This is a genomic window from Saccharothrix luteola (genome assembly GCF_020859565.1).
GTDB lineage: Bacteria > Actinomycetota > Actinomycetes > Mycobacteriales > Pseudonocardiaceae > Actinosynnema > Actinosynnema luteola.
The window spans coordinates 144,627-160,702 of sequence record NZ_JAJHUO010000010.1 but is presented as its reverse complement, the minus strand read 5'-3'; the positions used below and the strand labels follow the sequence as shown (position 1 = coordinate 160,702).

The following is a 16,076-nucleotide window of genomic DNA, read 5'->3' as shown; positions in this document are numbered from 1 at the left end:
GACGGCGGGCGACCGAGTCGCCGTCTGCGGAGCAGCGGCAATCAAACAGAGTTCACGTCCCGCACGGCGCCCGTGGAGGCGTCCGTCGCCATCCGGGCGTAAGCGCGCAGCGCCGCCGTCACCGGGCGGACCCGGTCGACCGGCTGCCACGGCCGCTCCGACGCTTCCATCTTCGCCCGCCGCTCGGCCAGCACGTCCTCGTCCACCAGCAGCTCCAGCCGCCGCTCGTGGACGTCGATCAGGATCCGGTCGCCGTCCTGGACCAGGCCGATCACGCCGCCGCCCGCCGCCTCGGGCGAGACGTGGCCGATCGACAGGCCCGACGTGCCGCCGGAGAACCGCCCGTCGGTGATCAACGCGCACTTGCGGCCCAGGCCCGCGCCCTTCAGGAACGCGGTCGGGTGCAGCATCTCCTGCATGCCCGGCCCGCCCGCGGGACCCTCGTAGCGGACCACGAGCACGTCACCGGCCTGGATCTCCTTCTTCAGGATCGCCGAGACGGCCTCCTCCTGGGACTCGACCACCCGCGCCGGCCCCTCGAACCGCCACAGCTCCTCGTCGATGCCCGCCGCCTTGATGATCGCGCCGCGCTCGGCCAGGTTGCCCCGCAGCACGGCCAGGCCGCCGTCCTTGGTGTACGCGTGCTCGACGTCGCGGATGCAGCCGCCCGCCGCGTCCGTGTCCAGCTTCGACCACCGGTTGGACGTGGAGAACGCCTCCGTCGTGCGCACGCCACCCGGCGCCGCGTGGAACAGCTCGACGGCCCGCGGCGACGGCGACGGCGCGCGCACGTCCCACTCGCCCAACCACGACGCCATGTCCGGGCTGTGCACGGTCTGCACGTCCTCGTTGAGCAGGCCGGCCCGCCACAGCTCGCCGAGCAGGGCCGGGATGCCGCCCGCCCGGTGCACGTCCTCCATGTGGTAGTCCGAGTTCGGCGACACCTTCGACAGGCACGGCACGCGACGGCTCAGCGCGTCGATGTCGGCCAGCGTGAAGTCGACCTCGCCCTCGCGCGCGGCGGCGAGGATGTGCAGCACGGTGTTCGTGGAGCCGCCCATCGCCATGTCCAGCGCCATGGCGTTCTCGAACGCCTCGCGGTTCGCGATCGAGCGCGGCAGCACCGACTCGTCGTCCTGCTCGTAGTACCGCTTGCACAGCTCCACGACCGTGCGGCCGGCCTCGGTGAACAGCTCGCGGCGCGCGGCGTGCGTGGCCAGCGTGGAGCCGTTGCCCGGCAGCGCCAGCCCGAGCGCCTCGGTGAGGCAGTTCATCGAGTTCGCGGTGAACATGCCCGAGCACGAGCCGCAGGTCGGGCACGCCGACCGCTCGACCTCGGCCAACCCGGCCTCGTCCACGTCCGGCGAGGCGGACGCGGAGATCGCGGTGATCAGGTCGGTCGGCGCGACGGCGACGCCGTCCACCACGACCGCCTTGCCCGCCTCCATCGGTCCACCGGAGACGAACACGACCGGGATGTTCAGCCGCATCGCCGCGTTGAGCATGCCCGGCGTGATCTTGTCGCAGTTGGAGATGCAGACGATCGCGTCGGCCTGGTGCGCGTTGACCATGTACTCGACCGAGTCGGCGATGATCTCCCGCGACGGCAGGGAGTAGAGCATCCCGCTGTGCCCCATCGCGATGCCGTCGTCGACCGCGATCGTGTGGAACTCGCGCGGCACCCCGCCAGCCTCGCGGATCGCCTCGGCCACGATGTCCCCGAGGTCGCGCAGGTGCACGTGCCCCGGCACGAACTGCGTGTAGGAGTTGGCGATGGCCACGATCGGCTTGCCGAAATCGCTGTCGGTCATGCCGGTCGCGCGCCACAGCGCGCGTGCGCCCGCGGCGTTGCGGCCGTGGGTGGTGGTGCGGGAACGGAGCGGTGGCACGGCTCCTCCAGAAGTCTTTGCCAAGAGAACTCGCGTACGACGCGCGCGCGGGGTGTGGGGCGCGGAAAGCGGGAGCGGTGCCTCAGAGATTACTCCGCCGCAACGCGCCGACGACCAGCACGGCGGCGAGCGCGAGCGTGATGACGTGCACAGCCGTGCACCACAGGCAGATCTTCCCGATCAGCAGGAACTCGGCGGCCACCAGGTACACCACGAACAGCACACCGACCCCGACGGACACCAGCCGCGCCCAGTGCAGCGCCTCGTTGCGCCAGGCGAACGGCAGGCACGCGACGGTCAGGAACGCGAAGAACGCGAGCCCCAGCACCGCGACCGGGATGCCGAACAGCTCGGACTGCTCGCTGGTGGTCACCGTGCCGCAGTCGATCACCTCGCCCTCGGCGCACAGCAGCGCGCCCGCGGTGAAGTGCGCGATGGTGAGGTAGGCCGAGACGGCCAGGCCCGCGACCGACAGCACCAGGCTGACGACGGGCACCCAGCCGAGGGTTCGCGTGTTCGAACTCACTCGGGCGACTTTACGGGCGGCGGCGTTTCGTCCTGGTCAGGCCCGGCGGGCCCGGCCGAGGGCTCGTCGGCCTCGGGCACGGCCGTCGGATCGGCCACCCGCCCGCCGCTGACCTGCGACAACATCGGCAGGTGGACGGCGCGGACGGCGGGCAGCCGGACGAGTGAGTCGTCGGTCAGCACCGCCGACAACCACCCCTTCGGGACCACCTTGATCGCCTTCACGTCCGACCACGGCACCACCCGCTTGCCGAACGTGCCCCGCGCCACGATCCGCTCGCCGTCCACGGTCGTCCGGTTGCGCACCACCCACCATGCGAACGCGGCCGGCAGCAGGTAGAGGGCCTGGAGACCGGGTACGCCCCAGGCGACGGGCGTCGCGCAGATCGCCGCGGAGCCGGCGGCGAGCAGGGCGGGCGTGGGGATGCGGAACACGACTTTCGGCACGGTTCGAGATGCTGTCACTCCTCGTCCGAGCGGGTGACCTCGGCCCACGTCCACGCACGTGAGGGCTTCCACGATCCGGGAGTGCCGTCCCGCACAGTTGACGCTCCGCCTCCTTGACGGTTAACGTCAGCCCCATGCAGCGCAACCTCGTTCTCGTACTTCCCAGGCGCGTCGACGCCTAGGCATTCGAGCTTGCGTCGACGCGCGACCCTCGTGCGACCCGTTCGGGTTGGCGAGGGTTTTTTCGTGCCCGGACCGTGCATTCTCCTTACCCACGAGGCAGACAGATGACCAGCGCAACCTCGCGACCGGCTCCCGGAGAGTCGTCGTCGCCCCGCCCTGGACCGCGGCCGAAACCGGCCCCGCCGAGCGGCGCTCCCATCCGCGTGACCGGTGCCCAGTCCCTCGTCCGCTCGCTGGAGGCAGTGGGCTGCGAAGTGGTCTTCGGCATTCCCGGCGGCACGATCCTGCCTGCCTACGACCCCCTCCTCGACTCCACCAAGGTGCGCCACATCCTGGTCCGCCACGAGCAGGGCGCGGGCCACGCCGCGACCGGGTACGCCCAGGCCACCGGCAAGGTCGGCGTCTGCATGGCCACCTCGGGGCCGGGCGCCACGAACCTCGTCACGCCCCTCGCGGACGCCAACATGGACTCCGTCCCGGTGGTCGCCATCACCGGCCAGCAGTCCCGCCCCCTGATCGGCACCGACGCGTTCCAGGAAGCCGACATCTGCGGCATCACGATGCCGATCACCAAGCACAACTTCCTCGTCACGGACGCGGCGGACATCCCCCGCGCCATCGCCGAGGCGTTCCACCTGGCCGCCACCGGCCGACCCGGACCCGTCCTGGTGGACATCCCCAAGGACGTGCTGCAGGAGATGACCTCGTTCTCCTGGCCGCCGGAGCTGCGCCTGCCCGGTTACCGGCCGACGACCCGGCCGCACGGCAAGCAGGTGCGCGAGGCCGCGAAGCTGATCGCCGCGGCCCGCAGGCCCGTGCTGTACGTCGGCGGCGGCGTGATCAAGGCCGAGGCGTCGGCCGAGCTGCTGGAGCTGGCCGAGTCCACCGGCATCCCGGTGGTGACCACGCTGATGGCGCGCGGCGCGTTCCCCGACTCGCACCCGCAGCACATGGGCATGCCCGGCATGCACGGCACGGTCGGCGCGGTCGCCGCGATGCAGAAGTCGGACCTGCTGATCGCGCTGGGCGCGCGGTTCGACGACCGGGTCACCGGCCAGCTGTCCACGTTCGCGCCGGACGCGCAGGTCGTGCACGCCGACATCGACCCGGCCGAGATCTCGAAGAACCGCCGCGCGGACGTGCCGATCGTGGGCGACTGCAAGGAGATCATCCGCGACCTGGTCGACGCGGTGCGCGCGGAGAAGGAGAACGCGGCGCGCACGGTCGACCTCGCGCCGTGGTGGGACCAGCTCAACGCGCTGCGCGAGACGTTCCCGCTGGGCTACGACTGGCCCGAGGACGGCACGCTGTCCCCGCAGTTCGTGATCGAGCGGATCGGCCTGCTGACCCCGCCGGACACCCTGTTCACCGCGGGCGTCGGCCAGCACCAGATGTGGGCCGCGCAGTTCGTGAAGTACGAGCGGCCGCGCACCTGGATCAACTCCGGCGGCCTGGGCACGATGGGCTACGCGGTGCCCGCCGCGATGGGCGCGAAGGCGGGCGTGCCGGACGTCCAGGTGTGGGCGATCGACGGCGACGGCTGCTTCCAGATGACCAACCAGGAGCTGGCCACCTGCGCCATCGAGGGCATCCCGATCAAGGTCGCGGTCATCAACAACGGCAATCTGGGCATGGTCCGGCAGTGGCAGACGCTGTTCTACGGCGAGCGCTACTCCAGCACCGACCTGGGCACGCACAAGCACCGCATCCCCGACTTCAAGCTGCTCGCCGAGGCCTACGGCTGCGCGGGCCTGCGGGCCGAGTCGCGCGAGCAGGTCGACCCGGTGATCCAGCAGGCCATGGAGATCAACGACCGGCCGGTCGTCATCGACTTCGTGGTCGGCAAGGACGCCCAGGTGTGGCCCATGGTGGCCGCCGGCACCGGCAACAGCGAGATCATGGCCGCGCGTGGCATCCGCCCGCTGTTCGACGAGGACGAGTGACCCGTGATGACTAGGCACACCCTGAGCGTTCTGGTCGAGGACAAGCCCGGCGTCCTCGCCCGTGTGGCGGGTCTGTTCTCGCGGCGCGGCTTCAACATCGAGTCGCTCGCCGTCGGCCGCACCGAGCACCCGGACATCTCCCGGATGACCATCGTGGTGTCGGTCGACGAGCTGCCGCTGGAGCAGGTCACCAAGCAGCTCAACAAGCTCATCAACGTCATCAAGATCGTCGAGCTCGAGCCCGCCGCGTCGGTCCAGCGGCAGCTCCTGCTCGTCAAGGTGCGCGCCGACGCGACGGTGCGCAGCCAGGTCCTCGAGACGGTGCAGCTCTTCCGCGCGAAGGTCGTCGACGTCTCCCCGGAGGCGGTCACGGTCGAGGCCACCGGCACGTCCGAGAAGCTCGACGCGCTGCTGCGGATGCTGGAGCCCTACGGGCTCCGCGAGATCGTCCAGTCCGGCATGGTCGCCATCGGCCGTGGCGCCCGCTCCATCACCGCGACCGCGGTGCGCTGATTTTCCAGTTCCGAGGAAGGAAGTACCACCAGTGAGCGTCGAGATCTTCTACGACGACGATGCCGACCTGAGCATCATCCAGGGGCGCAAGGTCGCGGTCATCGGCTACGGCAGCCAGGGGCACGCGCACGCGCTGAGCCTGCGCGACTCGGGCGTCGACGTCCGGATCGGCCTCCCCGAGGGCTCCAAGTCCCGCGCCAAGGCCGAGGAGGAGGGCCTGCCGGTCGGCACGCCCGCCGAGGTCTCCGCCGAGGCCGACCTGATCATGATCCTGGCGCCGGACACCGCGCAGCGGCACATCTACGCCAACGACATCGCGCCGAACCTCAAGGACGGCGACGCGGTCTTCTTCGGCCACGGGTTCAACATCCGCTACGGCCTGATCACCGTGCCGTCCAATGTGGATGTCGCCATGGTCGCGCCCAAGGGCCCCGGCCACCTGGTGCGCCGCCAGTTCGTCGACGGCAAGGGCGTGCCCGCGCTGATCGCGGTCGAGCAGGACGCCTCCGGCAACGCGCAGGCGTTGGCGCTGTCCTACGCCAAGGGCATCGGCGGCACGCGCGCGGGCGTCATCAAGACCACGTTCAAGGAGGAGACCGAGACCGACCTGTTCGGTGAGCAGGCCGTGCTCTGCGGCGGCACGTCCGCGCTGGTGCAGGCCGGTTTCGAGGTGCTGACCGAGGCCGGTTACGCGCCCGAGGTCGCCTACTTCGAGTGCCTGCACGAGCTGAAGCTCATCGTGGACCTCATGTACGAGGGCGGCATCGCCCGCATGCGGTACTCGATCTCCGACACCGCCGAGTTCGGCGACCTCACCCGGGGCCCGCGCGTCATCACGCCGGGGGTCAAGGAGGAGATGCGCAAGATCCTGGGCGAGATCCAGGACGGCACCTTCGCCACCGAGTGGGTGAACGAGGACGACGCCGGCCGCGGCAACTACAAGAAGTTGCAGCAGGAGGGCGAGCAGCACCCGATCGAGGAGGTCGGCAAGAAGCTGCGCGGCCTGATGTCCTGGGTCGACCGCCCCATCACCGAAACGGCGTAAGATCAGCGGTTTTTTCGCCGGGGCCCGCGGTTTCGACCGCGGGCCCCGGTATACCTAGGCCCCATGACCGACAGCGCGCCCATCTACGACGACAAGGCCCACGTCCGGGGCAACCTCGACCTCGCCGGAGCCGAGTGGATCCGCAGCGACGAGGGCGCGGAGGACGAGGAGGAGCACGTCGAGATCGCGTTCGTCGAGCACACCGACGGCGTGACCTACACGGCGATGCGCAACTCCGCCCACCCCGACGGCCCGGTCCTGGTGTTCACCCCCGCCGAGTGGGAGGCCTTCATCCTCGGCGTCAAGGACGGCGAGTTCGACGAACCCTGGTGACGCGCCTCCGCGCTCCCCAACCCCGCGTGTCGAACCGTCGCGTCCCGCGTGTCGAACGCTCAGGTCCCGCGTGTCGAACCGTCGCGTCCCACGTGTCGAACCTTCAGGTCCCGCGTGCCGAACGTTCGCGTACCCGGCACCCGCGGGTGGGTCGAGGCCGAAGCCCGTGCGGCCGGGGCCCCTCGCGGGACGCGCGTACCGTGTTCCAGCAGGTGAAACGGGGCACCCGGGTGTCAACCGCCGGGCGGGTGCTGACTATGCTCGTTAACAACCCGGACACATTGCCGTGGCCGGCCGGCGCGGGTGACGACCTGCTCGACGGCCCCGCGCTCCCCACCCGTTCACACCTCCGGGAGCGACGTCCGTGACCAAGCCCGTTGTCCTCATCGCCGAGAAGCTCGCACCGTCCGTTCTCGACGTCTTCGGTGATGGCATCGAGGTGCGCCACGTCGACGGCACCGACCGTCCCGCGCTGCTCGAAGCCGTCGCCGACGCCGACGCACTCCTGGTCCGCTCCGCCACCAAGGTGAACGCCGAGGTCTTCAAGGCCACCACCAAGCTGAAGGTCGTCGCCCGCGCGGGCGTCGGGCTCGACAACGTCGAGGTGCCCGCCGCCACCGAGCGCGGCGTCATGGTGGTCAACGCGCCCACCTCGAACATCGTCAGCGCCGCCGAGCACGCCGTCGCGCTGCTGCTCGCCACCGCGCGCCAGATCCCGGCCGCGCACGCCACGCTGCAGAACCACGAGTGGAAGCGCAGCAAGTTCAACGGCGTCGAGGTCCAGGGCAAGACCGTCGGCGTGGTGGGCCTGGGCAAGATCGGCCAGCTGTTCGCCGCGCGCATCGCGGCCTTCGGCACCGAGCTCATCGCCTACGACCCGTACGTGAGCGCCGCTCGCGCCGCGCAGCTCGGCATCGAGCTGGTGACGTTGGAGGAGCTGCTCGAGCGCGCCGACTTCATCTCCATCCACCTGCCGAAGACCCCGGAGACCAAGGGCCTGATCGGCGCCGCCCAGCTGGCCAAGGCCAAGCGCGGCGTGATCATCGTCAACGCCGCCCGCGGCGGCCTGGTCGACGAGGAGGCGCTGGCCGAGGCCGTGAAGGAGGGCCAGGTCGGCGGCGCGGGCATCGACGTGTTCTCCACCGAGCCCACCACCGAGAGCCCGCTGTTCGGCCTGCCGAACGTCGTCGTCACCCCGCACCTGGGCGCGTCGACCACGGAGGCGCAGGACCGGGCGGGCACGGACGTGGCCAAGTCGGTGCTGCTCGCGCTGGCCGGCGACTTCGTGCCGGACGCGGTGAACGTGCAGGGCGGCGGCGTGGTCGGCGAGGAGGTCCGCCCGTACCTGCCGCTGGTGCAGAAGCTGGGCACGGTGGTCGCGGCGCTGAGCGCGAAGGCCCCGACGAGCGTCTCGGTCGAGGTGCGCGGCGAGCTGTCCAACGAGGACGTCGCGGTGCTGCCGCTGGCCGCGCTGCGCGGCGTGTTCTCCAGCGTGGTCGAGGAGCAGGTCACCTTCGTCAACGCCCCGGCCCTGGCCACCTCGCTCGGCGTGAGCGTCGACCTGGTCAAGGAGCCGGAGAGCGCCAACCACCGCAGCCTGGTCACGGTGCGCGCGGTGCAGGCGGACGGCGCGGTCATCACGGTGTCCGGCACGCTCACGGGCCTGGACCAGGTCGAGAAGCTGGTCGGCATCAACGGCCGCGGCTTCGACCTGCGCGCCGAGGGCAACGTGCTGCTGCTGGAGTACCCGGACCGGCCGGGCGTGATGGGCGCGGTCGGCACCCTGCTCGGCGAGGCCGGCGTGAACGTCGAGGCCGCCCAGATCAGCCAGACCAAGGACGGCGCGGACGCGTTCATGCTGCTGCGCGTCGACCGCCCGGTGGACACCGCGGTGCTCGACCCGATCGGCGCGGCCGTCGGCGCGCGCACGGTGCGCTCGGTCAACTTCGAGTGATCGGCTAGTCCCCGAAACGGAGTAACGCCGCCGAGACCTGTCGATGTATATCGTCGCAGGTCTCGGCGGTGTCACAGTTAACCGTTAGTTGTCAAAACTGTGGTTGCCATCACTCGTTTGGGCTAACTGATCAGCTCGATCGAGCGATTAGGTTCCTCGCACGAGGTTGACCCGGTGCCGTAGAGGGCACGGCACCACGCGGGCAGTGCCCCCACTGGAGAAGACGCTGCCTGCCCGGTCGAATCCGACCTCGCTTGGGGCACGTTGTGAGCCGATCTCGCGTTTTCGCCAGATCTGCCGTACCGGTGTTGGCCGCGATGCTCGTCGCCGGGTCCACCGCCGGTACCGCACTGGCCGCGGAAGATCCACTGGCACCGTCCGTCGCGAACGCGCGCGGTCTGGATGCGGGCAAGTTGCAGTTGAAGGTGTCCGACCGGCTGACGGCCGCCAAGGGCAGGGTCACCGCGTTCGTGGAGCTGGAGGCCAAGCCGGCCGTCGACGCGTTCGCCGAGAAGACCAGCCAGGGCGCCACGAAGCAGCAGGCCAAGGACGCCGCCAAGGCGACCAGGAGCGACACCGGTTGGGTCACCGACGTCGTCGTGGACGCCTTGAGGGGCAAGGACTCCGCCACCAAGGAGCTGTTCCGCACCGCGAACGGCGTGCCGGGCGTGGTCGTGCAGGCCGACGCCGCGAAGGTGCGCGAGCTGGCCCAGCGCGCCGACGTGAAGTCCGTGCGCACCGTGGTGCCGAAGAAGCGCCAGAACTCCACCGCCGTGCAGCTGACGAACACGCTCAAGGCGTGGCAGGAGTACGGCAAGCTCGGTGACGACACCCGCGTCGGCATCATCGACACGGGCATCGACTACACCCACAGCGACTTCGCGGGCCCCGGCACCATCGAGGCGTTCGAGGCGATCGACGAGACCAAGGTCGACGCCTCGTACTTCCCGACCGCCAAGGTGGTCGGCGGCTACGACTTCGTCGGCAACGCCTACGACGGCGAGAGCGACGACCCGGCGATCAACACCCCGAAGCCGGACCCGAACCCGCTCGACTGCAACGGCCACGGCTCGCACGTCGCCGGCACGGCGGCGGGCTTCGGCGTCAACGCCGACGGCTCCACCTTCAAGGGTGACTACACCAGGCTCACCCCCCAGGCGCTGGACGCCATGCGCATCGGCCCCGGCACCGCGCCGAAGGCCCTGCTGTACGCGCTGAAGGTGTTCGGCTGCGACGGTTCGACCAACGTCACCGCGCAGGCGCTGGACTGGGCGCTCGACCCCGACGGCGACGGCGACTTCTCCGACCACCTCGACGTGGTCAACCTCTCGCTCGGCTCGGACTACGGCGCCCCGGACGACCCGGACAGCCTGTTCGTGCGCAAGCTCAACGCCTCCGGCGTGCTGACCGTGTTCTCCGCGGGCAACGGCGGCGACCTGTACGACATCGGCGGCTCGCCGGGCAGCACCCCCGAGGCGCTGACCGTGGCCAGCACCCGTGACGCGTACGTGCTGCGCGACGCGGTCGAGGTGACCGCGCCCGCCGGCTCCGCGGGTTCGAAGCCCGGCCAGTACAGCGTGGCCTACAACTACGAGGGCGCGAACGTCAGCGGATCCGTCGTGGCGATGAGCGACGCGGCCAACAAGGACGGCTGCCTGCCGTTCTCGGCCGCGGACAAGGCCGCCGTCGCGGGCAAGATGGTGTGGCTGGAGTGGGACGACAACGACGCCACGCGTCGCTGCGGCTCGGTCGGCCGGTCCAACAACGCCACCGCCGCGGGCGCCATCGGCGCGCTGTTCACCTCCAACCTGGAGCACTTCAACGCGGGCATCTCCGGCAACGCGGCGATCCCGGTGTTCCAGCTGACCGGCTCGGCGACCGCGGCCCTGCGCCCGGCGCTGGCCGCGGGCACGCTGGCCGTCCGCCAGGGCGGCGACCTGCGCACCTCGCTGCCCACGTACGACCAGTCCATCAGCGACACCCCGAGCTCGTTCACCTCGCGCGGCGTGCGCGGCCCGGTCGTGAAGCCGGACGTGGCCGCGCCCGGCGACTCCATCGCCTCCGCGCTGGTCGGCTCGGGCAACAAGACGATGGTCAACTCGGGCACGTCGATGGCCGCACCGCACATCGCCGGCATCGCCGCGCTCGTGCGCCAGGTCCACCCGGACTGGACGACCGAAGAGGTCAAGGCGGCGGTCATGAACACCGCCGGCCACGACGTGAAGGCCGACGGCAAGGTCTACGCGCCCAACCGCGTCGGCGCCGGCCGCGTCGACGGCAAGGCCGCGGTCGAGAACCAGGTCCTCGCCTACGTGCAGGACAACCCGGGCTCGGTGTCGGCGTCGTTCGGCACGGTCGAGGTGGCCGCGCCGGTCAGCCTCACCAAGACCATCAAGGTGGTCAACAAGTCCACCAAGTGGGTGGACTACACCGTGGGCTACGAGGCGCTGACCCAGATCCCGGGCGTGCGCTACGAGCTGTCCGCGAACACCGTGCGGCTCAGCCCGCGCGGCATCGCCCGGATCACCGTCACGCTGAAGATCGACGACCCGGCGGCGCTGCGCAAGACCGTCGACCCGACGATCGAGGCGAACCACCTCGACGTGCCGCGCCAGTACCTGGCCGACGCGTCGGGCCGGGTCGTGCTCACGCCGAAGTCCGGTTCCGCGGTGTCCTTGAGGGTGCCGGTGTACTCCGCGCCGAAGCCGGTGGCGGACATCGCCGTGGCCGGCAGCGTGCGGGTCAACGGCAAGGGCCAGGGCGTGCTGAACCTGACCGGCCGGGGCGTCGACCAGGGCGCCTACCGGTCCCTGGTGAGCGTGCTGGAGCTGCAGGCGTCCTCGCCGCAGCTGCCGGAGTGCCGCCGCAACGTCACCGACAACTGCGTGCTCAACGACACGGCCAAGGGCGGCGACCTGCGGCACGTGGGCGTCGCCTCCACGGCGCCGCTGGCCAAGGCGCAGGGCAAGCCGGCGGACGCGATGCTCGCGTTCGGCCTCTCCACCTGGGGCAACTGGTACAACCTGGGCAGCAACACCATCCCGTTCGTCGACATCGACACCAACGGTGACGGCACGTTCGACTACGAGGTCTACGCGACCAAGCTGACCGACACCGACCTGCTGGTCGCGGCCACGGTGGACCTGTCCACCGGCGCCACGGTCGACCTCCAGGGCGTCAACGGCCAGTTCGGCGATGTCGACACGAACGTGTTCGACACGAACGTGGTGGTCCTGCCCGTGCTGCTGTCGGCGCTGGGCATCGACGCGTCGGCGGACACGTCGCGGATCGCCTACCAGGTCGGCGTGGCCGGGTTCTACGTGGCTCCGGGCTCGTCCAACGGCCTGGTCGACGCGCTCCCGAACCCGCTGTCGTTCGACCCGCTCAAGCCGGGCCTGTGGGTGCAGGGCGGTGGCGACCCCGCGCTGTCCTACCTGGCGCGCCCGGCCACCGCGCTGGTGGTCAACCACGACGCCGAGGCCGCGGCGGCCGACGGCGCGGACAGCCTGCTGGTCCTGCACCACCACAACGCCTCGGGTGACAAGGCGGACGTGGTGAGGGTGCGGGCGAGGTCGACGGTCGGCGTGGCCGTCCGCCCAGTGGCCTGATCGTCGTGCACCGCTCTGGCCGGTCGGGGGTTGCCCCGGCCGGCCAGAGCCGTTTAAGCGCATCGGGTGACACCCAAAAGGGTGCACTGAACCGTTCGGGTGTCCCGCAGTCCGGGAGACATGACCACGGAGGGGTGTTCCGAGTGCGGTTTCACGGCCTCGGACCGGTAGCCTTTCGCAATGGAAACTAGTCCCGTGCAATGGGACTGATACCTGGGAGGTGTGTGGATGCGGCTCGCAGTGATCCCAGGAGACGGGATCGGGCCCGAGGTCGTCGCCGAGGCCCTGAAGGTTCTCGGTGAGGTCGTTCCAGCGGCTGAGATCACCCGCTACGACCTCGGCGCGGCGCGCTGGCACGCCACAGGTGAGTTGCTGCCGGAGTCCGTGCTCGGGGAACTCCGCCAGCACGACGCGATCCTGCTCGGCGCCGTGGGCGATCCGTCGGTGCCGAGCGGAATCCTGGAACGCGGCCTGTTGCTGCGGCTCCGGTTCGAGCTCGACCACCACGTGAACCTGCGCCCGGCCCGGCTCTACCCCGGTGTGCGCAGCCCGATCGCCGATCCGCCCGAGATCGACATGGTGGTGGTGCGCGAGGGCACGGAGGGGCTGTACGCCGGCAACGGCGGCCTCCTGCGCAAGGACACGCCGCACGAGATCGCGACCGAGGTGTCGATCAACACGTCGTTCGGCGTGGAGCGGGTGGTGCGCGACGCGTTCGCCCGTGCCGCGAACCGGCCGCGCAAGCACCTCACGCTCGTGCACAAGACCAACGTGCTCACGCACGCCGGGTCGTTGTGGTCGCGCGTGGTGGAGGAGGTGTCGTTGCAGCACCCCGACGTGACGGTGGCATACCAGCACGTGGACGCGGCGACGATCCACCTGGTCACCGACCCGGGCCGGTACGACGTGATCGTGACGGACAACCTGTTCGGCGACATCCTGACCGACCTGGCGGCGGCCGTGACCGGCGGCATCGGGCTGGCGGCGTCGGGCAACCTCGACGTGACCAGGCGCAACCCGAGCATGTTCGAGCCGGTGCACGGCAGCGCGCCGGACATCGCGGGCCAGGGCATCGCCGACCCGACCGCGGCGGTCCTCTCCGTCGCACTGATGCTGGACCACCTCGGCGAGTCCGAGGCTGCCCGGCGGATCGAGGCGTCGGTGGCGTTCGATCTGGCGACTCGTGACCACTCGTCGCCGGGCGCGACCTACGCGGTGGGCGACCGCCTGGCCGCCCTGGTCTCCTCGAACGTCCGAACCGCTTGACCAACCGCGCGTGTCGAACCTTCAAGTCCGGCGTGTCGAACGCTCAGAACACGCGTGTCGAACGCTCAGGCACCGCGTGTCGAACGCTCAGGTCCCACGAGTTCAACGCTCAGGACCGGCGTGACCCGACCTGAGTGTGGAATTCGGCGTACCTGAGCGTTCGACACGCGGGACGCGAGCGTTCGACACGCGGGTTTGCGTGATCAGGGCCACCACGGCGATGTCGTGGTGGCCCTGAACGCGTCACGGGCCGTAGGGTCGCCGGTGCCGCCCGTGGGGGAAGTCCGGTCGAATTCCGGCGCTGACCCGCAACGGTAGGCCGAACGTCACGCTGCACGACGCTCGGCGAGCCCGATCACCCGTGGGCGGTGGGAAGAAGCTCCAACTCCTGCCGTGGTCTGCGGGACGGGTGCGCCGGCCTGCCGCGAGCGGGTGCGGGTGGCCGGTCTGGGCCACCCGTCCGAAAGGCGACCGGTGACCTCCACCAGCAGCCGGGGCACCCCCGACCGCACCCCGCCGACACCGCCCATGTCGCCGGCGCAACCCACCCCGTCGACATCACGCACGCAGTCGGGGCCGCGCAACCCGCCGGGACCGCGCCGACCGCCCACCGCGGGCCTGTGCCTGGTCCTCGCCGCCGTCCTCGCCGCCTCGGTCGTCGCCGGCGTCGCGCTCGGACCGGTGAGCATCCCGTTCGGCGACGTCCTGCGCTTCCTCGCCGCCGCGCTCACCGGCGGCACGATCGACGCCGCCGAAGCGGGCCCCTACCGGATCGTGTGGGACATCCGCCTGCCCCGCGTGCTGCTCGCCGCCGTGGTCGGCGCGGGCCTGTCCGTGGTCGGCGTCGCCATCCAGGCCATGGTCCGCAACGCCCTGGCCGACCCGTACGTGCTGGGCATCTCCTCCGGCGCGAGCGTCGGCGCCACCGCCGTCGTGACCACGGGCCTGTTCGCCTCACTCGGCGTCTACGCCCTCTCCACCGCCGCGTTCCTCGCCGCGCTCGCCGCGATGGCCCTGGTCTACGTGGTCGCCGGCCGCGACCTCGCCCCGCTGCGCCTGGTCCTCACCGGCACCGCCCTGGCCTACGGCTTCTCCGCCGTCGCCATGCTGCTGGTCTTCCAGTCGCCACGCGGCGAGGCCGCACGCGCCGCGATGTTCTGGCTGCTGGGCAGCCTCGGCGGCGTCACGTGGGGCTCGCTGCCCGTCGCCGCCGCGGTCGTGCTGGCCGGCGTCGCCTACCTCCGGACCCGCGCAAAGCACCTCAACGCCCTGTCCATGGGCGACGAGACCGCCACCACCCTCGGCATCGACGTCCCCCGCACCCGCAAGGCGCTGTTCGGCGTCACGGCCGCCATGACCGGCGTGCTGGTCGCGGTCAGCGGCGCGGTCGGGTTCGTCGGCCTCATGCTGCCGCACCTGGTCCGCCTCACGGTCGGCGCGGACCACCGCAAGGTGCTCGCCGTCGCACCGCTCGCGGGCGCGTGCTTCCTGATCTGGGTGGACGTCGCCGCACGCCTGCTCGCCGCACCCGAAGAGCTGCCGCTGGGCGTCATCACGGCCGCGCTGGGCGTGCCGTGCTTCATCCTGCTGATGCGCCGCCGCGGCTACGTGTTCGGCGGTCGCTGATGGACGTCCGGCTGGAAGACCTCACCGTCACCGACATCCTCCGCGGCGTCGACCTGCACGCCCCGGCGCACGAGGTGCACGGCATCGTCGGGCCCAACGGCAGCGGCAAGTCCACCACGCTGCGCTGCGTGTACCGGGCGCTCGCGCCGTCCGGGGGAGTGGTCCGCCTCGGCGGCCGGGACATCACCTCGATGAAGGTCCGCGACACCGCCGAGCACCTCGCCGCGCTCACCCAGGACAGCCACGTCGAGTTCGACTTCACCGTCACCGAAGTGGTCGCGATGGGACGCCTCCCGCACCGCGGCACCCCGGAGCACGACGACGAGGTGGTGGCCGGAGCACTGTCCCGGGTGGACGCCGCGCACCTCGCCCACCGCGGCTTCCTCAGCCTGTCCGGCGGCGAGCGCCAGCGCGTCCTCATCGCCCGCGCCCTCGCCCAGCAGCCGAAGGTGCTGGTCCTGGACGAGCCCACCAACCACCTCGACATCAGTCACCAGCTCGCCGTCCTCGCGCTGGTCCGGAGCCTGGACGTGACCGTCCTCGCGGTCCTGCACGACCTCAACCTCGCCGCCGCCTACTGCGACCGCCTGCACGTGCTCGACGGCGGTCGCGTGGTGCGCAGCGGCACACCGGACGAAGTGCTCACCCCCGAAGTGCTGCGCGACGTCTTCGACGTCCGGGCCCACGTCGTCCGCCACCCCACCAGCGGTGCACCCCAACTGCTGTTCGAACACTAGGGAGCCC

General features: G+C 71.0%; 12 protein-coding genes. 9 read left to right on the top strand and 3 right to left on the bottom strand.

Annotated elements, in window-relative coordinates; genetic code table 11:
• Positions 1–41 precede the first annotated feature (41 nt).
• The 3 genes from ilvD to LNK82_RS15985 all read right to left on the bottom strand — a co-directional run bounded on the left by ilvD (position 42) and on the right by LNK82_RS15985 (position 2,861).
• The gene (gene ilvD, locus LNK82_RS15995) at positions 42–1,889 is read right to left on the bottom strand and encodes a dihydroxy-acid dehydratase (RefSeq protein ID WP_230567772.1); all 1,848 of its coding nucleotides are present in this window, start codon (positions 1,887–1,889) and stop codon (positions 42–44) included.
• Between the two features lie 82 nt (positions 1,890–1,971).
• Positions 1,972–2,415 carry a vitamin K epoxide reductase family protein gene (locus LNK82_RS15990; protein WP_230567771.1) on the bottom strand — a complete coding sequence of 148 codons (444 nt, stop codon included), beginning with the start codon at positions 2,413–2,415 and terminating at the stop codon, positions 1,972–1,974.
• Complete coding sequence (locus LNK82_RS15985) at positions 2,412–2,861, bottom strand: PH domain-containing protein (RefSeq protein ID WP_230567770.1); 450 nt, start codon at positions 2,859–2,861, stop codon at positions 2,412–2,414. The genes LNK82_RS15990 and LNK82_RS15985 overlap by 4 nt, the downstream gene beginning before the upstream one ends.
• 287 nt (positions 2,862–3,148) lie before the next feature.
• Between LNK82_RS15985 and LNK82_RS15980 the strand changes: the two genes are divergently transcribed.
• The 9 genes from LNK82_RS15980 (at position 3,149) to LNK82_RS15940 (ending at position 16,069) form a co-directional block, all read left to right on the top strand.
• On the top strand, positions 3,149–4,987 hold the full coding sequence (locus LNK82_RS15980; protein WP_268996476.1) for an acetolactate synthase large subunit: 1,839 nt from the start codon (positions 3,149–3,151) through the stop codon (positions 4,985–4,987).
• 6 nt (positions 4,988–4,993) lie between these two features.
• The gene (gene ilvN / locus LNK82_RS15975; RefSeq protein WP_053723072.1) at positions 4,994–5,500 is read left to right on the top strand and encodes an acetolactate synthase small subunit; all 507 of its coding nucleotides are present in this window, start codon (positions 4,994–4,996) and stop codon (positions 5,498–5,500) included.
• A 31-nt stretch (positions 5,501–5,531) separates the two neighbouring features.
• A complete protein-coding gene (ilvC, locus tag LNK82_RS15970) occupies positions 5,532–6,545 on the top strand; it encodes a ketol-acid reductoisomerase (RefSeq protein ID WP_230567769.1) in 1,014 nt (337 codons plus the stop codon).
• 63 nt (positions 6,546–6,608) lie between these two features.
• Positions 6,609–6,878 (top strand): DUF397 domain-containing protein, encoded by a 270-nt coding sequence (locus tag LNK82_RS15965; RefSeq protein ID WP_230567768.1) that lies wholly within the window; start codon positions 6,609–6,611, stop codon positions 6,876–6,878.
• Positions 6,879–7,242: 364 nt separating this feature from the next.
• A complete protein-coding gene (serA, locus tag LNK82_RS15960) occupies positions 7,243–8,832 on the top strand; it encodes a phosphoglycerate dehydrogenase (RefSeq protein WP_230567767.1) in 1,590 nt (529 codons plus the stop codon).
• Between the two features lie 317 nt (positions 8,833–9,149).
• Positions 9,150–12,440, top strand: coding sequence for a S8 family peptidase (locus tag LNK82_RS15955; RefSeq protein ID WP_230567880.1), 3,291 nt, complete (start codon positions 9,150–9,152; stop codon positions 12,438–12,440).
• A 228-nt stretch (positions 12,441–12,668) separates the two neighbouring features.
• The gene (locus LNK82_RS15950) at positions 12,669–13,706 is read left to right on the top strand and encodes a 3-isopropylmalate dehydrogenase (RefSeq protein ID WP_073891631.1); all 1,038 of its coding nucleotides are present in this window, start codon (positions 12,669–12,671) and stop codon (positions 13,704–13,706) included.
• A gap of 474 nt (positions 13,707–14,180) precedes the next feature.
• A complete protein-coding gene (locus LNK82_RS15945; protein ID WP_230567766.1) occupies positions 14,181–15,332 on the top strand; it encodes a FecCD family ABC transporter permease in 1,152 nt (383 codons plus the stop codon).
• Positions 15,332–16,069 (top strand): heme ABC transporter ATP-binding protein, encoded by a 738-nt coding sequence (locus LNK82_RS15940; protein ID WP_230567765.1) that lies wholly within the window; start codon positions 15,332–15,334, stop codon positions 16,067–16,069. The genes LNK82_RS15945 and LNK82_RS15940 overlap by 1 nt, the downstream gene beginning before the upstream one ends.
• The last annotated feature ends 7 nt before the right edge of the window (positions 16,070–16,076 follow it).